The organism is Pseudoalteromonas rubra (assembly GCF_000238295.3).
GTDB classification, from domain to species: Bacteria; Pseudomonadota; Gammaproteobacteria; order Enterobacterales; family Alteromonadaceae; genus Pseudoalteromonas; species Pseudoalteromonas rubra.
On record NZ_AHCD03000031.1, the window covers coordinates 15,511 to 32,005 of the forward strand.

12 protein-coding genes are annotated in these 16,495 nt (G+C 50.2%); 5 read left to right on the forward strand and 7 right to left on the reverse strand.

What is annotated here, in order from left to right:
- The first annotated feature begins 95 nt into the window (after window positions 1–95).
- Window positions 96–1,976 (forward strand): methyl-accepting chemotaxis protein, encoded by a 1,881-nt coding sequence (locus tag PRUB_RS07650; protein WP_010386187.1) that lies wholly within the window; start codon window positions 96–98, stop codon window positions 1,974–1,976.
- A gap of 75 nt (window positions 1,977–2,051) precedes the next feature.
- Here the strand turns inward: PRUB_RS07650 and PRUB_RS07655 are convergent, their stop codons facing one another.
- The 5 genes from PRUB_RS07655 to priA all read right to left on the reverse strand — a co-directional run bounded on the left by PRUB_RS07655 (window position 2,052) and on the right by priA (window position 7,103).
- Window positions 2,052–2,414, reverse strand: coding sequence for a gamma-butyrobetaine hydroxylase family protein (locus PRUB_RS07655; protein WP_010386188.1), 363 nt, complete (start codon window positions 2,412–2,414; stop codon window positions 2,052–2,054).
- A 40-nt stretch (window positions 2,415–2,454) separates the two neighbouring features.
- Window positions 2,455–3,783, reverse strand: a complete 1,329-nt coding sequence (gene hslU / locus PRUB_RS07660) for an HslU--HslV peptidase ATPase subunit (RefSeq protein WP_010386189.1) — start codon at window positions 3,781–3,783, stop codon at window positions 2,455–2,457.
- An 11-nt stretch (window positions 3,784–3,794) separates the two neighbouring features.
- Complete coding sequence (hslV, locus tag PRUB_RS07665) at window positions 3,795–4,313, reverse strand: ATP-dependent protease subunit HslV (RefSeq protein ID WP_010386191.1); 519 nt, start codon at window positions 4,311–4,313, stop codon at window positions 3,795–3,797.
- 76 nt (window positions 4,314–4,389) lie between these two features.
- Window positions 4,390–4,923 (reverse strand): SPOR domain-containing protein, encoded by a 534-nt coding sequence (locus PRUB_RS07670; RefSeq protein WP_010386193.1) that lies wholly within the window; start codon window positions 4,921–4,923, stop codon window positions 4,390–4,392.
- Window positions 4,924–4,931: 8 nt separating this feature from the next.
- On the reverse strand, window positions 4,932–7,103 hold the full coding sequence (priA, locus tag PRUB_RS07675; RefSeq protein ID WP_010386195.1) for a primosomal protein N': 2,172 nt from the start codon (window positions 7,101–7,103) through the stop codon (window positions 4,932–4,934).
- Between the two features lie 309 nt (window positions 7,104–7,412).
- Here priA and rpmE point away from each other — a divergent pair, with 309 nt between their 5' ends.
- Entirely contained in the window at window positions 7,413–7,628 is a 216-nt protein-coding gene (rpmE, locus tag PRUB_RS07680; RefSeq protein ID WP_010386197.1) for a 50S ribosomal protein L31, read from the forward strand.
- Window positions 7,629–8,257: 629 nt separating this feature from the next.
- Window positions 8,258–9,499 (forward strand): malic enzyme-like NAD(P)-binding protein, encoded by a 1,242-nt coding sequence (locus tag PRUB_RS07685; RefSeq protein ID WP_010386198.1) that lies wholly within the window; start codon window positions 8,258–8,260, stop codon window positions 9,497–9,499.
- A 72-nt stretch (window positions 9,500–9,571) separates the two neighbouring features.
- On the opposite strand, the gene metJ is transcribed toward PRUB_RS07685, so the two are convergent.
- Window positions 9,572–9,892 (reverse strand): met regulon transcriptional regulator MetJ, encoded by a 321-nt coding sequence (gene metJ / locus PRUB_RS07690; RefSeq protein ID WP_010386199.1) that lies wholly within the window; start codon window positions 9,890–9,892, stop codon window positions 9,572–9,574.
- Window positions 9,893–10,192: 300 nt separating this feature from the next.
- Here metJ and metB point away from each other — a divergent pair, with 300 nt between their 5' ends.
- Both metB and metL read left to right on the forward strand, forming a co-directional pair.
- Window positions 10,193–11,416, forward strand: coding sequence for a cystathionine gamma-synthase (gene metB / locus PRUB_RS07695; protein ID WP_010386200.1), 1,224 nt, complete (start codon window positions 10,193–10,195; stop codon window positions 11,414–11,416).
- A 5-nt stretch (window positions 11,417–11,421) separates the two neighbouring features.
- A complete protein-coding gene (gene metL / locus PRUB_RS07700) occupies window positions 11,422–13,770 on the forward strand; it encodes a bifunctional aspartate kinase/homoserine dehydrogenase II (protein ID WP_010386201.1) in 2,349 nt (782 codons plus the stop codon).
- 57 nt (window positions 13,771–13,827) lie between these two features.
- On the opposite strand, the gene PRUB_RS07705 is transcribed toward metL, so the two are convergent.
- Window positions 13,828–16,275, reverse strand: a complete 2,448-nt coding sequence (locus PRUB_RS07705; protein ID WP_010386202.1) for a penicillin-binding protein 1A — start codon at window positions 16,273–16,275, stop codon at window positions 13,828–13,830.
- Window positions 16,276–16,495: the final 220 nt, after the last annotated feature.

The window sequence follows — 16,495 nt, forward strand, 5'->3', positions numbered from 1 at the left end:
GTAATAAAGTCGTGCAAAAATAGCAAATAGTGCGCGGCGTTGCTGACGGAATAATCTATACTCTATTGCAGGTCTTGTAATAATTGGGTAACCGTATGGCATTTCTGGAAAATCTGACCATCAAGCGGCGCTTGCAGTTAAATGCGCTGGTGGTGGGTGTGGCTTTAGTCGTTATGCTGGCAGTGATCATGATCGAAGCCAGTACCATGCGTAAACTGAATGAAACCATTCAGTATGCTGAAGAGCTTGATATTCATGAGCTCTCAATGCGCAAACATGAAAAGAACTTTTTGTTCTATAAAGATACTGAGGCACTGGATTTATATGCCAAGGACTACAGCGAGCTGCAACGTAAAGCTGGCCTACTGGACGAGATATTTGCTGAGTTCGGTATCGACGACGGCAATTTACGAGAGTTCGAACGTCTTGCGCAAACCTACGTAGATGATTTCAATCACGTTGTTGAGTTACAACAAACCATAGGACTGCATCCAAAGGATGGTCTCTATGGCGCGCTTCGTAGCGCGGTCCACGAAGTAGAGACGATGCTCAAACAGCAATCACGTGATGACCTGCTGGTCAGTATGTTGATGCTCAGACGCGCAGAAAAAGACTTTATGCTGCGACTGGACCTGAAATACCTCAAAAAGTTTGACGATCAAATCAGCAAATTTGAGGGACAGGTCAAAGCGGCTGGCTTTGATGCGCAGTATGAGCGTCAGATCCAGACCCTGATAAAGCAATATCAAACGCGCTTCAGAAATTTAGTTGATGCACAGACCAAGCTTGGCCTGGACCTTCAAAGTGGTGCCCTGGGCAGCATGAAGAAGAGCGTTGAGCAAAGTGATGCAGTCGTCGCACGAATTGTCGATCAGGCAAAGCAAGCTGTCACAGAGAATACGCAAATGGCGCAGATGGCTGCCCTGATCATTTTTGTGGTGGCCTCTGTGGTAGTGATGCTGCTGGTGCTGTCGACCAGCCAGTCAATTATTCGTCCGGTTGAGCGGGTTTATCAGACCATAGAGCGGATCCGTCGTGAGAATAATTTACGCATCCCCATCGAACAGACGGGTAACGATGAAATTACTCTGATGACCAAAGACTTCAATAGTCTGATTGGCGACTTTAAAGAGTTGATTGGCGATGTAAACAGTGCGCTTGCGATCATCAATGATGCAACCCACCATTTATCGGATACCACAGCACAGACCAGTGCAGGTATGACTGAGCAGTTGCACGAGGCCGATATGGTGGCAACGGCGGCCACTGAGATGCAGGCCACGATCCAGGATATTTCGCACAATACCGAAGCGGCGGCAGACAAAGCCGAGTCAACCAACAAGAATGCACAGCTAGGGCGCTCTGAGGTGACTGCAACGATAGAGCACATTATGCAGCTGTCTGAATCGCTCGGTGGTGCATCCGACGTGGTGGGCCAGTTAGAACGCGATGGCGAAACGATAGGCTCGGTACTGGATGTGATCCGCGGTATCGCAGAGCAAACCAATCTGTTGGCACTGAATGCGGCGATTGAGGCGGCTCGTGCCGGTGAGCAAGGTCGAGGCTTTGCTGTGGTCGCGGATGAAGTGCGCTCGCTGGCGCAACGTACTCAGGATTCGACGCAGGAAATCGAAAGCATCATTTCAACCTTGCAACAGCGTACACGTGAAGTGGTTAATATCATGGAGCAGTGTCGTGAGCAGGGGAATGAAAGTGTGGCACAGGCGGAACGCGCAGGCGATTTGCTCGGAATGATCACCGAAGATGTGCAAACAATAATGGAAATGAGCACCCATATCGCCACCGCGATAGATGAGCAAAAACAGGTGGCCTCTGAAGTAAACAAAAATGTTGTGAAGATCCGAGACATTGCCCAGGTGGCGTCAGATCATGCCAGCAGCAATGCACAAAGCAGTGAAGAGCTCTCAGAGCAGGCGCGTAATTTATACGAGTCGGTGGAAAAATACCAGGTGTAGTGCCAACCCGGTTCACTGGGTTTGGTAAAAGAAAAGGCGACCACAGGTCGCCTTTTTTGTGTGTATCACAGTGGGTCAGGGCGTAAACTTAATGGGCACATCGTGGCGTGCGGCCACACGCTGCTGATAAAGTTGCCATAGCTCATCTTCTTGCTCACTGAGTTTTCGCAGGTATTGCCAGCTGAACAACCCCGAGTTATGACCGTCATCGAATACCAGTCTGACTGCATAATGGCCGACCGGCTCAATCTGGCTGATGGCTACATGCTGCTTATTGAGGACCAGTTGCTGTTGACCGGGACCATGTCCCTGGACCTCAGCTGACGGGGAGTGGACCCGTAAAAACTCGGCGCTGAGTGTGTGCGTCAGACCATCATCAAAGTACACATCAAGCTGACTCTGACGGGTGTGGTAATGCAGTTTGGTAACTTGATACATAGGCATAAAAAAGCCCGATCTGTGATCGGGCGGGATTCCGTTAAAGAATAAAGCGGCTCAGGTCTTCGTCCTGCACCAGCATATCTAAATGCTTGTCGACATAGGCGGCATCTATCGTCAGCGACTCACCGGCTTTATCGGAGGCATCGAAAGAGATCTCTTCCATTAGCTTTTCCATCACCGTGTGCAGACGACGGGCACCGATGTTCTCCGTTTTCTCATTCACCTGCCAGGCAGCCTGTGCAATGCGTTCGATGGCATCATCACTGAATGCGATGCTGACGCTTTCGGTGTCCATCAGCGCTTGTTGCTGCTCTGTGAGTGACGCATGTGGTTCAGTCAGAATGCGTTTGAAATCTTTTGCTGTAAGTGCTTCGAGCTCAACACGGATCGGTAAGCGACCTTGCAGCTCAGGGATAAGATCAGAAGGCTTAGCCATCTGGAATGCCCCCGAAGCGATAAACAGAATGTGGTCTGTTTTTACCATGCCATGCTTGGTGCTGACGGTCGAGCCTTCAATGAGTGGCAGCAGGTCGCGCTGAACCCCTTCACGGCTGACATCAGGTCCTGAGGCTTCGCCACGCTTACAGATTTTGTCGATTTCATCAATGAACACGATACCATTTTGCTCAACGGCAAAAATCGCCTGCTCTTTTAGCTCTTCCGGGTTGACCAACTTCGCGGCTTCTTCTTCAATCAACAGCTTGAAGGCTTCTTTGATTTTTAGCTTGCGGCTTTTCTTTTTGTCGCCTGACAAGTTCTGGAACATGCCCTGCAACTGATTGGTCATTTCTTCCATGCCTGGCGGTGCCATGATCTCAACCTGAGGTGCTGTTTCGGCGATGTCAATGTCGATCTCTTTGTCATCCAGCTGACCTTCACGCAGCTTCTTACGGAATACCTGACGTGTAGAGCTGTTATCACTCTGCTGAGTTTCGCCCCAGGCATCTTTGGCTGGTGGCAGCAGCGCATCTAGAATGCGTTCTTCAGCGGCTTCTTCGGCACGGTGTTTGTGCTTTTTGGTTTGCAGCTCGCGCGTCATTTTAAAAGACACTTCGACCAAATCGCGGATAATGGTTTCGACTTCTTTACCCACATAACCAACTTCGGTGAACTTAGTCGCTTCAACTTTGATGAATGGCGCGTTTGCCAGCTTAGCCAGGCGACGGGCGATTTCGGTCTTACCTACACCCGTTGGGCCAATCATCAGAATATTTTTGGGGGTGACTTCAGTACGCAGTTCTTCAGGAAGCTGCATACGACGCCAGCGGTTTCTGAGTGCGATGGCGACGGCTTTCTTTGCTTTGTCCTGACCAATAATATGCTGGTCCAGCTCATGGACGATTTCTCTTGGGGTCATTGCTGTCATGGCAATTCCTATTACAATTCTTCGATGGTTTGGAAATTGTTGGTAAAGACGCAGATATCACCTGCGATTTTAAGGCTCTTTTCCACAATTTCTCGGGCACTCAGGTCGGTGTTCTCAATCAGCGCAGTGGCTGCTGCCTGAGCAAAGTTACCACCACTGCCGATGGCGATTAGATCATGCTCTGGCTGAACAACGTCACCATTACCTGTGATGATCAATGATGCGGTTTCATCGGCAACGGCCAGCAAGGCTTCCAGTTTGCGCAGTGCTCTGTCGGTTCGCCAGTCTTTGGCCATTTCCACGGCCGCACGAGTCAGGTGGCCCTGGTGCATTTCCAGTTTGGTTTCAAAGCGTTCAAACAGGGTGAAGGCGTCGGCAGTGCCACCGGCAAAGCCTGCAAGTACCTTACCGTTGTAGAGGCGACGCACTTTTTTAGCGTTGCCTTTCATTACCGTATTGCCAAGTGATACCTGGCCATCTCCGCCAATTACGACTTTGTCGCCTCGGCGAACACTCACGATAGTTGTCATAGTATTCCTTAATCAGGAGGCACATGCCTCAAGTATAAAATCAATTAGGGTAGAGATAGGGACGATTTCACTAAGATCAAGTCCACTTCCAGATCCCGCAGCTGACGATGTTTATCCGCTCCAGCTTATTTTTATCGCTCTCAGCGCCCCGTTTAGTGTCATAGGGACCCAGACGCACCCGGTACCAGACACCATTAGAACCTTCAGTGCGGCGGATCTCGGCGATCAGCCCGGCAAACGCCATCCTGGCTTTCATTTGTTCTGCCTGCTTATAAGTTTTGAATGAGCCACATTGCATCTGATAGGGGCCCTGGCTCTCTATTTTCTTAACTTTGACTTTCACCTCATGATCTTTAATGTCTTTGATGAAGTCAGGCGGGCGTGGCAGATCTTTTTCGGCTTTCGGTTGCGCAGTTGTCTTTGCGGGCGCTGGGCTGACAGGCTGTGCTTCTGGTTCGCCGTGTTGCTTGATGTACCACAGGCCATAACCAAAGGCACCGATCAACACCAGTGTCAGCGCAGCAAAAAATTTTGGAAAGGGTTTGGCGGTCTTTCCTTTGGCGGTTTTTCTGCCGCCCGGCTTTTTATTTATATAGTCGTGTTGTGCCATAACGTTTTTTAATAGGTATCCATAGGGTCAACGTCAATACTCCAGCGCACCCGGTTGGCGAGTTTATGCTGGCCAATATAATCAGCCAGTTGCGCCAGGTATTGATGCAGTACTTTGCGTTGCGCTGCCTGAATATGCAATTGATATCGGTACTTTCCGGCCAGGCGTTCCATCGGCGCGGGGATCGGTCCGAGTAATTGTATACCAGGGTAGGGGGTGGCTGGAACCAGATCTGATAAAAACGCCATAACCAGCTGTGCGTTGGTGGCTTCCGCACGGATCAAAGCCAGGTGGCTGTAGGGAGGCATCTGGGTTTCCTCGCGTTCGCGCAATGCATAGCGGGCAAAATCCTGATAGCCGTTGTTGACCAGATCTTGTAACAAAGGATGCTCCGGGAAGTGGGTTTGCAACAGCACGGTACCGGCTTCACCGCTGCGCCCAGCCCGGCCAGCGACCTGGGTTATGAGCTGCGCCATGTGCTCCGTGGCGCGAAAGTCGCATGAATACAAGCCGCTGTCGACATCGAGGATCACCACCAGATTGACGTCTGCGAAGTGGTGCCCTTTGGCGAGCATCTGAGTGCCAATGAGCAATCGCGCACCGCCCTGATTAATTTCATCCAGCACGGTTTCGAGGCTGCCTTTACGACGGGTTGAATCCCGGTCTATACGGTGCACCGGAAAATCAGCAAATTGCTGGGATAAAAACTCTTCTAGTTGTTCTGTGCCATACCCGGTGGGCATGATCTGGGTGCTGCCACAGTCAGGGCATTGCACGGGCACAAACGCTTGTTCAGAGCAGTGGTGGCAGATCAGACGGCTAAGGGATTTATGATAGGTGGCGCTGGTACTGCAGCGGGTGCAGTTGCTCAGCCAGCCACATTCATGACAGATAAGCGTCGGGGCAAAGCCACGCCGATTGAGAAATACCATAACCTGTTGTCCGCGTGCCAGTGTGGCAGCCATGGTATCCAGACTGGTCTTGGCAAATCCGGATTGCTCGGCCTGGCCTTTCATATCAACCAACATAAAGCGGTTATCTTGCTGGGTTTGGGCTCGTTTGGTGAGTGGCAGCAGTTGATAGCGGTTTTGCAGGGCCTTTTGCAGGGTTTCCAGTGCCGGAGTAGCTGTACCGAGGATTAAAGGAATGCGGCCTTGTGCAGCACGGTAGGCCGCCAGATCACGAGCATGGTAGCGTAACCCGTCTTGTTGTTTGAACGAGCCGTCGTGTTCTTCATCGACCACTATCATGCCCAATGTCTGAAAGGGCAAAAAGATGGCTGAGCGGGTACCAATCACCAGCGCTGACTCTCCCAGCTCGGCGCGACGCCAGGTGTGTAAGCGTTCGTTGTCGGTGAGATTAGAGTGCCAAAGATCAATGGGCAATCCCTCGAAGCGGCGTTTAAAGCGGTTCACCGTTTGTGGCGTCAGCCCTATTTCTGGTACCAGCACAAGCGCCTGTTTGCCGCTGGCTAAGATGGCTTCGAGGCTTTGCAGGTACACTTCGGTTTTACCACTGCCTGTCACACCTTCGAGTAAAAAGGTGCGAAACCCGGTCTCACTGTTGATGGCACTGCAGGCAGTAGCCTGCTCTGGGTTGAGTCTGGGTTTACTACCGAGCTGCAAAGGTTTGGATTGCCAGTGCGTATCGGTGCGCAGCTCTTCCTGGATCAGTGCTTTTTCTAGCAAGGCTTTGATCTGTGCCTGCGAGAAGCCCAGCGTTTTGAGCTCACTGGCGGTGGCATCTCCGGCACTGCGCAGTTGCTCAAGCAATGCCAATTGTTTTTTTGCTCTGAGCTGAGTGGTTTCACGCCCGGCGGCTGTCAGCGTCAGTACCGGCACCTGGGTCTTATCAACTTGCTCGCCCTCGCGTAGTGCGCCTGGCAGGGCAGTAAATAAGGTTTCGCCCAGAGGGTGACAATAGTACTGGGCTCCGAAGCGCAAAAATCCAAGGTGCTCTGGCGACAGCACAGGGGCAGTATCCAGTACAGACTCAACGGCTTTTATTTTTTCTGCGGGCACATCGCTGTGAGACTTTAAGGCGACGACGATGGCAACACAGGCCCGGTTGGCAAATTTTACTCTGACCCGGCCGCCCACACAGGGCTGCTGTTGTGGCTCGAGGCGGTAATCAAAGGTTCTATGTAAAGGCACTTTTAAAGCGACTTCGGCGAAGCGCATGGAGACTCCGGCATCTGAATATCAAAGTTAAGGACTGGTGCCTGATTGCTATATAGGGTGCTAACAGAACACGGGCTCAGTATACCGTAACAGAGTAAAAATGCATGCCAGTGGTGGGGGAGTTTGGTGTGCTTGGCATATTTTGCGGCTACATTCCGAGATTGCGCAAAAAATAACAGTTAAATTGCATTTATTGCTTGTGGATCATTCCGATTGACCCTAAAATACGCGTCCACAATTTTTGTATAACTACGTATGGTGCCAGACTTCGGGTTTGGAGAGCGATACGGCCTTAACTAGAGGTGTCCTATGAAAGAAGGTATTCATCCTACGTACGAAACAATTACAGCAACTTGTTCGTGCGGTAACAAATTCGAGACTCGTTCAACACTATGTAAAGACATTCACCTGGACGTATGTTCTGCATGTCACCCGTTCTACACTGGTAAGCAGAAGATCCTAGACACAGGTGGTCGTGTTGACCGCTTCAACAAGCGCTTTGGCGCGCTTAGCAGCAAGAAGTAAGTTTTACTTTTGCTGTAGAAAAAGCACCTTCGGGTGCTTTTTTCGTTTCTGGAGCCTGCCACTTTCGATTTTTTGGTATGTCGTATTTTATTATGCTAAGTGGACGGATCAGTGCCGTTTGGTTAGTAAAGTTTCCAGTAATAGGTGACTATCGCCTGTAAATCTGTGTGCTATTGTGCTTGTCAAAACGCATCCATGTGGCAGTCTTATCACAGCGTAAATTTCCCCTGAATGACCATATTCACCTGATTAATATGCATAGCTATCCCTGCTAATGTCTCGCTTTTTGTTATCTAATGTCCGTTAAGTGTTGGTAAAATCCTGTATTTTTCGGCTAAAAGTCGGGAACTTGTTTTTTATTGTTGTTTTATTCATCTGATTTATATTCCGCATAAAAATGACGCTATTTTGAACTGAAAGTGACACTTATCGGATCATTTATTGTGAGTTAAGTTTGCCGAAAAGTAGCAAAAAAGTCGCTAAATATTGCTAACTTCCAACTATCTTTGCTTTAACAGGATAGACCTGATATGGCTTGAATTAATTTTTAAAAAAGGTATGGTTTAAACCAGTTAGCGAATTTTTATCTCACTCTCACTTTCAACTTCTTCGTAGGAAAAAATCGCGTCATGTCAGACTTTCGTGAACAAGCGTTACATTACCATGCCCACCCCGTTCCAGGAAAAATCAGCGTAGAGTTGACCAAGCCTGCAGAAACCGTCAAAGACTTAGCCCTGGCATATAGCCCGGGTGTTGCGGAGCCGGTTCGTGAAATCGCGGCCGATCCCAGCAATGCATACCGTTACACAGGCAAAGGTAACATGGTGGCTGTGATCAGTAATGGTACTGCTATTTTGGGATTAGGCAACCTGGGCCCTTTGGCATCCAAGCCAGTGATGGAAGGTAAAGCCTTGCTGTTTAAGCGCTTTGCTGGCCTGGATTCAATTGATATTGAAGTTAAGCACCGTACCACTGAAGACTTTATCAATACAGTTGCAAACATTGCCGATACCTTTGGCGGTATTAATCTGGAAGACATCAAAGCACCTGAGTGTTTTGAGATTGAGCGTGCGCTGATTGAGCGATGTGATGTGCCGGTGTTCCATGATGATCAGCACGGCACAGCGATTGTCACCGCTGCGGGTATGTTGAACGCGCTGGAGATCCAGGGCAAGAACATCCATGACGCCATTATCGTCTGTCTGGGAGCGGGTGCAGCTGCCATCGCATGTATGGAGCTTTTGATTAAGTGTGGCGCACAACGTGAACACATTTATATGCTTGACCGCAAAGGGGTTATTCATACTCGCCGTGATGATCTCAACGAATACAAGAAGTTGTTTGCCAATAACACGGACAAGCGCACGTTACAGGACGTGATCGAAGACGCTGACGTGTTTGTGGGTGTCTCTGGCCCGGATCTGTTGTCACCGGAAGATCTGAAGTTAATGGCTGATAAACCTGTGGTATTTGCCTGTTCTAACCCGGACCCTGAGATCAGCCCGGAAGTAGCACATGGTGCGCGTGATGATCTGATCATGGCAACGGGCCGCTCCGATTACCCTAATCAGGTGAACAATGTACTGTGTTTCCCATTCATCTTCCGGGGGGCGCTGGACGTGCGTGCTACGGCCATTAACGATGAAATGAAAATTGCAGCGGTAGAAGCAATCCGCAGCATTGCCAAAGAGCCGGTGCCTGCTGAAGTACTCAAAGCGGCGGATGTGGACAGCCTGGAGTTTGGTGAACATTACATTATTCCTAAGCCGATGGATCCGCGTTTGTTGCCGCGTATCGCCAGGGCCGTTGCTGAGGCTGCGGTAGAATCGGGTGTTGCACAAATTGAGATGCCAGAAAACTACATGGCCTAAGCCAGTTTGAGCAAAAAAAAGCCTCACAATGTGAGGCTTTTTTTATCGCTATATTTCACTGTCGCTGCCAGATTATTCTTCATTAATCTCTGGGATCTCCAGACCCATTTCCGTCATGATCTGACGGACTTCCGCCGGGATTTTTTCCGGATTGTCTTTGCGCAGATCTTCGTCACCAGGGAGTGGCTGGCCGGTAAAGGCATGCAGAAATGCCTCACACAGTAACTCACTGTTCGTCGCGTGGCGCAGGTTGTTGACCTGGCGACGGGTGCGCTCATCGGTTAGCACTTTCAGTACGTTGAGCGGGATAGAAACAGTAATCTTTTTTACCTGTTCTGATTTCTTACCGTGTTCTGCATAAGGGTGAATATATTCACCGTTCCATTTAGCCATAGTGATGTACTTGCCTCAGTGTTGTAGATGCAATGCGAATAAGACTGTGTACTGTGTATGGATCCAACCGTGACACGTAGGCTCTCTGTTGGCAATGTTGCACGTCATTTGCCATAGTTTAAGCTCAAATACTCAGTCTTATTAGCATAGAGTTCGCGTTGAGTGGCGAAATTTTATCGGTTTAAAAAAGATAGTCAAATACTAGTTATTTAGCCATTTAGCGGTATAAATGTTTTGACTTCTAACTTTTGTTCATCTAACCTTTTAGACGTCTAAACATCTAATTCATCCAGGTGACCTATGAGCCAAAGCAACAAGTCAACCATAGCGGTACGTACAGGCATAGATGCCGACAAGCATCATGGTGCGGTGGTGCCGCCGCTTTATCTGTCGACTACCTATTCTTTCGCGGATTTTGATAAGAAGCGTGATTACGATTATGGCCGTAGTGGTAACCCTAATCGCGATATTCTTGCGCAAACACTGGCGGAACTGGAAGGTGGCGCTAAGGGGATCATTACCGCAACAGGTATGGCTGCGGTTCATCTGGTGACTCAGTTACTGAATGCTGATGATACCTTAGTGATCCCACACGATTGTTATGGGGGCAGCTATCGCTTGTTTACCTCGCTGGAAAAGCGCGGTTTGCTCAAGGTAAAAGTACTGGATCTGACGCGCAGCGACAGCTTGCAGGAAATTTTGGCCATTAAACCTAAACTGGTCTGGATTGAAACACCGAGCAATCCTATTTTGCGCTTAACGGATATCCAGGCTGTTGTGGATGTCGCGGCACAGTGCGGTGCGCTGGTTGCCGCTGATAACACTTTCTTATCGCCGGCACTGCAAAACCCCATCGCATTTGGCGTCGACATCGTGGTGCATTCCACCACTAAGTATATCAATGGTCATTCGGATGTTGTGGGTGGCGCTGTGATTGCCAAAACCGAAGAGCTGGGTGATGAACTGGCCTGGTGGGCCAATAATATCGGCATCACGGGTGCGCCGTTTGACAGTTACCTGACTCTGCGCGGTTTGCGTACGCTCAATGTTCGCCTTAAACAGCATCAGGAAAATGCGCTGGCGATTGCACGTTACCTTGAGCAATCAGAGTTTGTTAGCCAGGTGTACTATCCCGGGCTGGAAAGCCACCCTCAGCACGCACTGGCGAAACAGCAGCAGCAAGGCTTCGGTGGCATGGTGAGTTTTGATATTAAAGGGGAACTGGCGGATGCCGCTAAGTTCCTGACCAGCGTGAAACAATTCTCCCTGGCAGAATCCCTGGGAGGCGTTGAAAGTTTGATCTGTCACCCGGCAACCATGACGCATGCCGGTATGGACCCGGCTGCACGGCTTGAGGCGGGTGTGGGTGACACACTGATCCGCATTTCGGTGGGGATTGAGGAAATCGACGATTTATTAGCAGACTTTGAGCAGGCATTTGCCGCGGTGAAGGCCGCGCAAGGCAACTCCAGTGACAATGCGAAAGCATTTAAGCTCTCGCCAGCACATACGGCATTGTGGTAGAAGAAATGACAAAAGCAGTACATAAATTCGGCGGGTCGAGTTTAAGCTCGGCTGCTCGCTATCAGGCGGTTGCCAATATCATCATTGGGCAGTGCCAGAGCGGTGACTGTATCGTGGTTTCGGCAGCAGGCAAAACCACCAATACTTTGGTTGCCTTGTGGCAGAGTTATCAGCAGCAGGACGAGCGGGCTTTTAGTGACATCTTGTTGCAAGTGGAAAACCATCAGTTGCAGCTGATTGATGAGCTATTTTCCGCAGCGCAGCAATCCTCGCTGGTTGCTGAATTACGGGATGAGCTGAGCAGCATCGGTCGTCAGGCACAGTCACGCCAGTTGCTCGAAGCCCCGTTGTTGGCGTTTGGTGAGATCTGGTCAGCGCGTTTACTGGCAGCTTTGTTGAACACCTTAAATATTGCTGCGCAGGATGTTGATGCGCGTACTTTGTTTACCCAGCATCAGGGACAACTGATGCACAGTCAAAATCGCAGTGCCTGCCATCAGGCACTTGATCAGGACAAAATTTATGTCGTGACTGGTTTTATTGCCGCGGATAGTGCAGGTAATACGGTCACACTGGGGCGTAACGGCAGTGATTATAGCGCCACATTATTAGCCAGCTATTTAGACGCGGCGTCTGTGTCTATCTGGACTGACACGCCAGGTGTTTTCAGTACGGATCCACGTAAAGTGGGTAATGCAATCAAGTACAGTAAAGTGTGCCGTGCGCAGGCTAATTTATTGGCACGGCTTGGCAACCCGGTTTTGCACGCAAAAACCCTGTCACCACTTAAAGAGACCGCCATTAAGCTCCAGGTACGCAGCAGTTTTGACCCTGACGTGCAGGGCACCGAAGTGGTCAAGCAAGGCTACAGTAAAGAAAAGCGCTTTGTGACCACCTTTGGCGATCTGGATTTATTGCGCGTTGATACCCTGGTTTCTGGCGAAGTCGGGGCGCTTAGTCAGCTGATCCAGCATGGCATCCATCACTTTAACCAAAACGGCGAAGATTACTTGCTGGTGCCCAGTGAGTTCACACATCAGGTTGTTTTGCGCCTGAGTGGCCGGGTCACCATCGTTGAATCGCATCTGCGTGGTTTTGCTGTGGTTGCACCTAGTCCGGACATTACACCGTTAGTGCGCCAGGCACAGGCGGTTCTGGATGAGCAGGCCGTGGTAGTGCGCTTTACTCACAGTGCCACAGACTATGCCTTATTCCTCACGGATCAGGCCATTGACAGTGATGTGTTGGCTATTTTGCACGATAAACTGGTGAATAAAGGACGTGAACTGGCGGTGATTATCGCCGGCCTGGGCAATGTTGGTGAGGTCTTCCTGAGCCAGTGTCAGCAACAGATTGCGCGCCTGCAGAGCCAGTTTGATCTGAAAGTGGTGGCATTGTTGCGCTCACAGAAAATGGTGTTCTGCCCGAGTGGCTTAACATTGTCGCAATGGCAGCAGCAGTGGCAAAGTGAAGCGCAGGATTACTCGCATGAAGAGCTGCTGGAGCGCATCAGTGAGCTGGATTACGAACACAAGGTGGTGATTGATATCACGGCCAGTGAGGCATTTAGCCAGCTTTACCCTGATTTTGCGGCCCATGATTGCCATTTGATCAGCGCCAATAAGTATGCCGGAACTGCACAGCATGACTGGTATCAGGCATTACGTATTCAATTACAAGAACGTAACTTGCTGTGGCGCTATAACACCAGCGTTGGAGCCGGACTGCCAGTCAATTTCGCGCTGGCCGATCTGCAAAATAGCGGCGACAGAGTGGTGCGCATTGAAGGGGTGTTTTCGGGCACTTTATCCTGGTTGTGCAGCAGTTTTGATGGCACTCGTCCTTTCTCTGAGCTGGTATTGGCGGCACAAGAGATGGGGTATACCGAGCCGGATCCCAGAGAAGACTTATCCGGTCGCGATATGCAGCGCAAGCTATTGATCCTGGCGCGCGAACTGGGTTTGCAGCTGGAGCTGGACGACATTGCCTTAGAGGCGCTGATGCCTGAGTCATTGGCTGAAGGCAGCTGGGAAGCCTTTTTAGCACGCAAAGATGAGTTAGATACGTTTTATCAGCAGCGTCAGGAAGCAGCCCAGGCCGCTGACAAAGTACTGAGGTATACCGGTGCTCTGGAGATTGACGCATCAGGAACAGTCCATGCCAAAGTGGGTATTGCGCAAGTTGCTCAGGGGAGCGCGATTGCCAATTTGACCCCGGGAGACAACATTTTTGTGATAACCACTCAGTGGTATGAACAAAACCCTTTGGTGATTCAAGGGCCGGGTGCGGGTAAAGAAGTCACCGCAGCGGGGATCCACTCCGACCTATACTGGTTAACACAACAGTTGAGATAATCTTAAAGAAAGACAAAAAGGCCGGTGATTGACACCGGCCTTTTTGCGTTGTGGCTATTAAAACAGCTCTTCTGTATCCGGGAGTTGCTCTTCAAACGGCGTACTGGAGCCCGTTTCAAGTACGTATTTTGTTGGGGTAGTGCCACGTTCAAAATATTCGAAACGGCTGGTATGGTCGTTGCGCTCACTCAATAGCCCGGTTTTTAAATCGATGCGCACAGACACCAGGCCCGGAGGCGGGTCAATCGGTGCAAGTGGCTCGTCTTTTAATGCTGCGCGCATAAACTGTACCCAGCCAGGTAGTGCTGACGTGGCACCCGCTTCGGCACCGACGACCTGTTGCTTGCCCAGATTGGCATTGTACGCTGCGCGGCCCAGTGACTTGCCCGGATCGTCAAACCCGACCCAGACTGTGGTGAGTACGTTGCGATTAAACCCGGTAAACCAGGTATCGACCGAGCTGTTGGTGGTGCCGGTTTTGCCGGCTAGATCTTTGCGCTTTAGCGCCTGTGCACGCCAGCCAGTGCCAGTCCAGCCGGTTTTGTGTTTCCAGCTGCCACCACCCCAGATCGCGCTTTTCATTGCGTCGGCGATTAAAAATGCATTACGTTCAGAGATGATCCGTGGTGCACAGGTGTACTGGTCGACTTCCCATTCTTCTTCACTACAGATGCTCAGTGGCTGAGCAGCTCCCAGAACATTGCCATAACTGTCAGTGAGTTTTTCAATAAAATAGGTCTCGACCAAGTGGCCGCCATTGGCAAAGGCACTCATACCGCGGGCCATTTCCAGCGGCGTCAGTGATGCACTGCCCAGAGCCAGCGATTCACTGCGGACAATGTCCTCGTTATTAAAACCAAACTTGAGAATATGGTCGGCAGCTGCGTTGAGGCCCATACCCCGTAGCAAGCGCACTGACACAACGTTTTTTGACTGAGCCAGGGCGCGGCGGATACGAATAGGGCCACTGTACACATCCGGGCTATTTTTCGGACGCCAGGCGACGCCCATGCTCTTATCCCAATGATTGATCGGGGCGTCGTTGATGATGGTCGACAACGTGTAGCCCGCTTCCAGTGCACCCGAGTAGATAAACGGCTTGATGTTTGAGCCAACCTGACGCTTAGCCTGAACGGCCCGATTGTACTGGCTTTGACGGAAGCTATAGCCGCCAACCAGGGCTTTAATGCGGCCACTTTGTGGGTCTAATGACACCAGCGCACTGGCAGGCTGAGGTAGCTGGCTGAGCAGCCAATTCTGGTCTTTGTTGCGTACCCAGATCTGCATACCTGGCGCGAGAATATCACTTGCTTGTTTCGGCGGTAATCCCTGACGGCGCTCTGTGATATATGCACGCGCCCATTTTAATCCGGACCAGGGCACAGTGACAGAGGCGCCGTCTTTGAGCAATACTGTGGCACTTTGCTCTTCAAGTGCCGTCACAACACCAGCTTGAAGCGGGTCTATTTCTTTGACACTGCGCAGCTTTTCCAGGATTTGAGTGGTCGACCAGGGGGCTTCCTCTGGTTGCCAGTATTGCGCTTGCGGGCCACGGAAGCCGTGTCGCATATCATAAGCGTGCAGGTTATCGATCAGGGCCTGCTGTGCAGCGGCCTGAACATCGGATTCGACTGTGGTATAAACCTTAAAACCGGAGTTGTAGGCTTGGTCTTCACCATAGGTTTTCACCATGTATGCACGAACCATTTCCGATATGTAAGGTGCATAGAGTTCTATTTCAGCGCCGTGTCGTTTAGCCGTGATCGGTGCCTGAGTGGCCTCGTTGTACTGGGCCTGAGAGATGTAGCTTTCAGTCAGCATCCTGCCCAACACAACGTTGCGGCGTAACTTGGCACGCTGCGGGTTACGGATTGGATTGAGTGCTGAAGGGGCTTTGGGCAGGCCAGCCAACATCGCCATTTGCGCCAGGCTCAGCTCGTGTAGTTCCTTGCCATAATACACCTGTGCGGCTGCCCCTATCCCAAAGGCACGATGACCTAGTTCTATTTTATTGAGATAAAGCTCAAGAATTTCATCTTTATTCAGTAATCGTTCGATGTGTAAGGCGATAAAGATTTCTTTCACTTTACGAATATAGGCCTTTTCCCGGGTCAGGAAGAAGTTTCGTGCCAACTGCATGGTGATGGTACTGGCACCTTGTTTTTTCTCTCCGGTGCTGACCAGGACGATAAATGACCGCACAATGCCGATCGGATCGATGCCAAAATGATCATAAAAGCGGTTGTCTTCGGTGGCCAGAAAAGCCTGGAGTAAAGGCTCTGGAATGTCATTAATTTTAACCGGAATACGGCGTTTCTCGCCAAACTGATTGATCAGTTTGCCGTCGCGGGTAAAGACCTGCATTGGGGTTTGCAGCTGTACATCTTTTAAAACCTTTACACTGGGAATGTCAGATTTGACATAGTAATAAAGGCCGAACAAGGTAAGCAGGCCCAGTGTCGTGCAAAGCAGTATAAGTTGTAGTAATCTTTTTAATAAATTCACGAATTTATCCCTAGCGAGACTCCCAATTACAATCGGACGCTGTTAGTATATCCTGATTAAAAAACGATTAATAATTTTTGCGTAAATTACTTTGTGCCTAATGAAGGTGCATGGGAGTGTGGCCGAAAGTTGGCAAGTAGTATAACGCTTTTCGCCAAACTGTACCTAAATGACTAAACTCTTAATTAACACTGTACAGAATTCTGGATACTTGGGCTAA

Coding starts and splice junctions, on each gene's coding strand:
- PRUB_RS07650 (WP_010386187.1), top strand. CDS start 96: ATGGCATTTCTGGAAAATCTGACCATCAAGCGGCGCTTGCAGTTAAAT.
- PRUB_RS07655 (WP_010386188.1), bottom strand. CDS start 2,414: ATGTATCAAGTTACCAAACTGCATTACCACACCCGTCAGAGTCAGCTT.
- hslU (WP_010386189.1), bottom strand. CDS start 3,783: ATGACAGCAATGACCCCAAGAGAAATCGTCCATGAGCTGGACCAGCAT.
- hslV (WP_010386191.1), bottom strand. CDS start 4,313: ATGACAACTATCGTGAGTGTTCGCCGAGGCGACAAAGTCGTAATTGGC.
- PRUB_RS07670 (WP_010386193.1), bottom strand. CDS start 4,923: ATGGCACAACACGACTATATAAATAAAAAGCCGGGCGGCAGAAAAACC.
- priA (WP_010386195.1), bottom strand. CDS start 7,103: ATGCGCTTCGCCGAAGTCGCTTTAAAAGTGCCTTTACATAGAACCTTT.
- rpmE (WP_010386197.1), top strand. CDS start 7,413: ATGAAAGAAGGTATTCATCCTACGTACGAAACAATTACAGCAACTTGT.
- PRUB_RS07685 (WP_010386198.1), top strand. CDS start 8,258: ATGTCAGACTTTCGTGAACAAGCGTTACATTACCATGCCCACCCCGTT.
- metJ (WP_010386199.1), bottom strand. CDS start 9,892: ATGGCTAAATGGAACGGTGAATATATTCACCCTTATGCAGAACACGGT.
- metB (WP_010386200.1), top strand. CDS start 10,193: ATGAGCCAAAGCAACAAGTCAACCATAGCGGTACGTACAGGCATAGAT.
- metL (WP_010386201.1), top strand. CDS start 11,422: ATGACAAAAGCAGTACATAAATTCGGCGGGTCGAGTTTAAGCTCGGCT.